The sequence below is a fragment of the Pseudorhodobacter sp. E13 genome, assembly GCF_003991405.1.
GTDB lineage: Bacteria > Pseudomonadota > Alphaproteobacteria > Rhodobacterales > Rhodobacteraceae > Pseudorhodobacter.
On record NZ_RPEN01000119.1, the window covers coordinates 1 to 6285 of the forward strand.

3 protein-coding genes are annotated in these 6285 nt (G+C 58.6%); all 3 read left to right on the forward strand.

Annotated features, from left to right (window positions below; genetic code table 11):
- Positions 1–99: 99 nt before the first annotated feature.
- The 3 genes from EGN72_RS00630 (at position 100) to EGN72_RS00640 (ending at position 6181) form a co-directional block, all read left to right on the forward strand.
- Positions 100–756: a hypothetical protein gene (locus EGN72_RS00630; RefSeq protein WP_127044737.1), complete on the forward strand. Its 657-nt coding sequence runs from the start codon at positions 100–102 to the stop codon at positions 754–756.
- Positions 757–847: 91 nt separating this feature from the next.
- Positions 848–3721, forward strand: a complete 2874-nt coding sequence (locus EGN72_RS00635; protein WP_127044738.1) for an SNF2-related protein — start codon at positions 848–850, stop codon at positions 3719–3721.
- Positions 3722–3754: 33 nt separating this feature from the next.
- Entirely contained in the window at positions 3755–6181 is a 2427-nt protein-coding gene (locus EGN72_RS00640) for a DNA methyltransferase (RefSeq protein WP_127044739.1), read from the forward strand.
- The last annotated feature ends 104 nt before the right edge of the window (positions 6182–6285 follow it).

Genomic DNA, 6285 nt, shown 5'->3' on the forward strand with positions numbered 1-6285 from the left:
AATGCGAACCGCATCCCGCTTGAACTCGTCGCTGTGTATCGCTGCCATATCCGGTCTCCTTGATGGCGAGTATCGCTCTCAAAAGACCGGAACGAAACCGTGACAGGTCCAATCGGCCGCACGGGCGGCACGAAGGTCAAGCGCGCGCTGGGCGTCCAGGCCGCGCTGGAATGGGCGTTCCGCGTCGAGCAAGCTCAGCTGGAACTTCCGCCACCAAAGGACGTGACCGAGGAAGGCTTCGGCTTCGGCCTCGAATACGTCCTGCTGCAATGCGCCATGCTTGGATGCAAAATGGACGGCGGCCAGCACAAGATGGGCAGCTACACCCATCCCGATGCCGAAGTGATCGCCGCCACCGTCGCAGACATGCCACAAAGTCTCGGGGGCATCCGCATGGCGATCAGCATGGCGGAACTGGCGCGCGCTGGCATGACTCCGGACTGGATGCCGGGCGTCGTCCCGCGCTGTGTGCCGTTGGAAATCAAGAACAACCAGCATGGTCAGCGGGCAACAACTATCGTCGTCGGCACCGAACGGGTGAAAACGCGCGGCAAGTGGCGAACAATTGAGCTGCTGGCGTGCCCGATCACCTGGCGACCGCACCCGGAACAGATCGCATCAGCGCGGCGCGGCTATGAGGACTGGAGGCTGGCGCTTGATTGGGTCCGCGTTGGGCTGATCGTGGGCAGAATGCTCCGGGAGGTAGAGGTGACGTCGGCTATGCCGAAGGGGCACCCTTGGCGAGTTGGCGATTAATGATGGACAGGCGCGGGGAATCTGACCCGTTTCATTGATCCGTTTGAAAGAATCTCTCGAAGCCAACGCCTAGAGCGGCTAACACTATGGCATGTTCACCGCGTATCACAGCAAGTACACTGCCCACGACCTGACAAAGCTGGCGCCTCCGGGTTCCGACGATCAGCTTTCGATGTCGCTATTTGACGCTTCTGTAGACCTTAACCCGCACCAAATTGAAGCTGCAATGTTCGCGCTGCAGTCGCCGCTTGCAGAGGGAGTCATTCTTGCTGATGAAGTTGGCTTGGGTAAAACCATCGAGGCAGGAATTGTCCTTTGCCAGAAGTGGGCCGAGCGGAAGCGAAGGCTGATCATCATCTGCCCGGCCGCGATCCGCCAGCAATGGGCTGCGGAACTGACCAATAAGTTCAACCTCCCCGCGGTCGTCATTGACGCTCGCACCTATCGACAGATGAGGATGGAGGGGATTCCCTTCCCCTTGTCACAGAAACGGATCGTCGTTTTGTCCTACCATTATGCGGCAAAGCTTCAGGACGAGCTGCGGCAAGTAGATTGGGATCTGGTTGTCATCGACGAAGCCCACAAACTGCGGAACGCCTACCGCCCGAGCAATCGCATCGGGCAAGCACTCCAACGTGCAGTAGAAGGTCGCAAAAAGCTCCTATTGACGGCTACCCCCCTCCAAAACAGCTTGATGGAAATATTCGGGCTTACGAACTTCATCGATCCAAACATCTTTGGCGATGCCAACAGCTTCCGTTCGAAATATGTGAATGCGGGTGGCGATCTGCCCGAGCTTCGCGCGAGGCTTGCCGATTTCTGCAAGCGCACGCTACGGAAGCAGGTTCTGGAGTACGTCAAGTACACCCAGCGTCGGGCCATCACGCAGCCGTTCTCCCCAGCAGAGAATGAGCAGGCGCTTTATGACGGCATTACGCGCTTCCTTCAACGAGAGGACACCTATGCCATACCCTCTCAACAGCGACATCTCACCGTCCTGATCCTTCGGAAACTTCTCGCATCATCGTCACAGGCCATTGCAGGAACGCTGGAGACCCTCCGCGCCCGATTATTGGCCCTACAGAAGGGGGAACCGGTAAAGGATGATCTGGCAGAGGTGATTTCCTTCGAGAACGAACTCGAGGAAGAAATTCTTGACGAATGGGGTGACGAGGACCCATCTGACACCACAGGATCCGGGCAAATCGACTTCGCAAAGCTCCGCCGAGAAATCGACGACATTTCCAGCCTGATACAGCTTGCGCACTCGATCCAGACCGACACCAAGTCAAAGGCGCTGCTCAAGGCCCTAGAGATCGGCTTTTCTGAGCAGGAGCGGATGGGTGCCAAGCGGAAAGCCCTGATCTTTACCGAGTCACGGCGAACCCAAGACTACCTCCGAGACTTCCTTGAACGTAACGGCTACGCCAATCAGGTTGTGACTTTTAGTGGCACAAATTCCGATCGCAGGGCACAGGATATCTACGAGCGCTGGCTCGTCGATCCCAAAAGCGCCGAGCAGATTACCGGCTCCCGCGCCATCGACGTTCGGGCTGCACTGATCGAGGAATTCCGCGACCACGCTTCGATCATGATCGCCACGGAGGCGGCGGCCGAAGGTGTCAACCTGCAGTTCTGCTCGCAGGTCATCAACTACGACCTTCCCTGGAATCCGCAGAGGATCGAACAGCGCATCGGCCGCTGCCATCGCTATGGGCAGACGCATGACGTGATCGTTGTGAACTTCCTGAACGAACGCAACGACGCCGATAAACGAGTCCACGCCCTTCTGACCGAAAAGTTCAATCTGTTCGATGGCGTCTTCGGAGCTTCGGACGAGGTCTTGGGAACGATTGAGTCCGGCGTCGACTTCGAAAAGCGCATCCTGGCAATCTACCAAGACTGCCGCACGCCAGAAGCAATCGCCGCGGCGTTCGACGAGTTGCAGACCCAGCTGGAAGAACAGATCCGCAGCCGGATGGAGGATACAAGGCGAACGCTGCTGGAGAACTTCGACGAGGATGTGCACGCCCGCCTGAAGCTGCGCCTCGCTGACGCCCGCGAACAGCTGGATCGTGTCGGCCGCCGGTTCTGGGAGCTGACTACCGCCATCCTTGCCGACAGGGCCAAATTTGACGAACCCAATCTGGCCTTCGACCTCCTGGCCCCGCCGACCCGCGACCTGCGTCCAGGCCGCTATCACCTGATTTCGCGGAACTCGGCGGCAGATCAGGCCAAGAACGAACACGGCTACTTCCTCTACCGCCTCTCGCACCCGCTGGGCGAGCATGTCATTGCAACAGCCAAGGCCGCGGACACGCCGGTGGCCGAACTGCGGTTCGATGTGACCAATCACCCGACACGCGTGGCCATCGTCGAGGCACTGAAAGGGCGACGCGGCTGGCTGACGTTGCGCAAACTTGCAGTGACGACCTTCGAGACCGAGGAATACCTGCTGTTCTCGGGCATCGACGACAACGGTCGCTCCATCGATCACGAAGCCTGCGCCAAGCTGTTCTCGGTCGGTGCTGGCGTTCACCCCATCGACATGCCCGCCCCAGCCATCGCGGACCGGCTTCAGGCCGAGGCGGAGCAGCATGTCAAAGCCACGCTGAACCGATCCCTCGATGCCAACAACAAGCATTTCGCCACTGCGCGTGAACGGCTGGAGCGCTGGGCTGAGGACAAGATTTACGCTGCCGAGAAGGCGCTCAAGGACACCAAGGAGCAGATCAAGGCCGTGCGGCGCGAGGCCCGGGCGGCCACGACCCTTGAAGAAGAGGCCGCCATCCAGGCCAAGCTGCAGGAACTGGAACGCCGCCAGCGCAAGCAGCGGCAGGAAATCTTCAACCAAGAGGACGAGGTTGCCGACAAGCGGGATGAACTGATCGCCAACCTACAAAAGCGCCTCAGCCGCGGACACGCGGTCGAAACCCTGTTTACGATCCGCTGGGCTGTCGTGTAATCAGGGCCAGTAACATCAAGGAAAACAAGAACAATGAGCAATTTTGACGCCCTCGTTGCCAAGCTGCGTGAAATCTTCCAGATCGACCGGCCTGACCTCGATTTCGGCGTTTACCGCATTCTGAACGCCCGCGCGGGCGAGATCGAGGATTACCTGTCCAAGCGGCTGAAGGCGCGGGTGGCCGAGGCGCTGGCCGCTGGGACTGCAGCGAATACCGAAACGCTGAAGGATGAGATCGCCAAAGCCGAAAAGTCCGCTCAGGAACTCGGCATCAGCGCAGACCAGCTACCTAAGGTCCAACAGCTCCGCGCCCAGCTTGCCGCCGCCAGCTCGGGCGCGTCCGAGCATGAGAACCAGGTCTTCTCGCACCTGCTGACCTTCTTCTCGCGCTACTACGACAAGGGCGATTTCATCAGCCAGCGCCGCTACAAGGGCGACACCTATGCCATCCCCTATTCCGGGGAAGAGGTCGTGCTGCACTGGGCGAACCGCGACCAGTATTACACCAAATCGGGCGAGTCCTTCTCCAACTTCAGCTTCAAGCTCGATGACGGCCGCGTTGTCCACTTCCGCCTGGTCGCGGCCGACACGGCCAAGGACAACCGCAAGGACAATGACAAGGAACGCCGCTTCGTGCTGGCGACCGCCCGCACCGTCACCCGCACGGATGAGGATGGCGAGACCTTCGAGGAAACGATCCAGCCGGTGACCGAGGAAGACGGCGCGCTGGTCATCCGGTTCGACTATGCCCCGCAGCCAAAGGGCACCAAGCAAGAGGCGCTGGTCGATCAGGCGGTGGCGGCGATTCTGGATGATGAGGCCGTCAAGGCGCGCTGGCTGGCGCTGACCACCCGTGCACCGACGGAAAAGAACCCCAAGCGCACGCTGCTGGAAAAGCACCTGACCACCTACACCCAGAAGAACACCGCCGACTACTTCATCCACAAGGATCTGGGCGGCTTCCTGCGGCGGGAACTGGATTTCTACATCAAGAACGAGGTGATGAACCTGGACGATGTGCAGGGGGCCGAGGCCTTTGCCGCCATCGAGAAAAACCTGCGGATGATTCAGTGCCTGCGCGCCATCGCGCTTGACCTGATCACCTTTCTGGCCAGCATCGAGAATTTCCAGAAGAAGCTGTGGCTGAAGAAGAAATTCGTGGTGGCGGCGCAGTATTGCGTGACGCTGGATAGGGTGCCAGAGGCGCTCTACCCCGCCATCGCGGCGAACCCCGCGCAATGGGCGCAGTGGCACGATCTGGGGATGCGGGGCACCGCAGCGGCGGGGACTGTGGAGGATCTGAAGGCCGAACCCTTCCTGATGGTGGACACCGCGCTGTTCGATGCGGGGTTCCGGGCCGATTTGCTGAAGGCGATCCCCGATCTGGATGCCAGCCTCGACGGGTTACTGGTGCATGGGGACAATTTTCAGGCGCTCAGGCTGTTGGGTGAGCGTTTCGAGGCGCGCGTCGGAACCCTCTATATTGACCCGCCCTACAACACTGATGCTTCCGCGATCATCTACAAGAACGGCTACAAGGACTCGTCGTGGCTTACGTTGATTGATCAGTCACTGCGTTCTTCAACGGCACTTGCAAAGAATACTGCGGTGATCTGTGGGTCAATTGATGATACCGAAGTAAGCGGAATGCGTGAGGTGTTTGGGCAATCCTATACCAAGCAAATAGGGATCGGGATAGTTCGCGCAAATCCTCAGAGCCGGAAGACGTCCGGTAAGTTCTCACCCGTTCACGAATATGCGATTTTTTATGGACGCACTGACCTTGCGCAACCGTCGTCTCTGGGCTTTAGCCAGAAGAAAGCAGAACGATACCCCCTGGTTGATGAGATTGGACATTTTGCGTGGATGAACTTTGTTCGCGCAGGCAACGCAGACTTGCGAACGGATCGTCCAAAGTCGTTTTATCCCATTTGGGTTCATGAGGACGGAAAGCTTTATGTGCCCAAACTTCAATGGGTAGATGAAAATAACGCCTACGATGTTCTCGAGGAGAGACCGGCGGGGGTCGAAGAGGTATATCCGATCAAGTATGACGGCGCCGAGAAGATCGAGAAGCGCTGGCAAAGAGGACATGAACGTGTCCGCAAGGAATACGGTGAATATCGCGCAAGGCGTGACTCTTCTGGCGTGTTGAACATCGACTTCAAGACCAGAATGGATGACGAGGCAGCCCCGACGACTTGGTGGGACAGGCCGGAATATGCTTCATCCAACTTCGGCGCGGCCGAACTGGCAGATATCGTCCCAAGAAATGATTTCGACTATCCGAAAACTAAGGGCTTCGTCATGGACGCGCTTCGAGCAGCAGGCGCGACCGAGGATGAAGCGATATGCGTCGATTTCTTTGCAGGCTCTGGGACTACCGGCCATGCGGTTATCGAGTTGAACAGGCTGGATCAGGGCAAGCGGAAGTATATCCTTGTCGAGCAGGGGTGTTGATTGCCACTGAGAATTGACCCGGCAGCGGCCAAAATTGTCACTGAGAATTGACCCATGTGCAACCTTGCCCCGGCTTGAACCAGCTGGGGGCATTTGGAGTGATC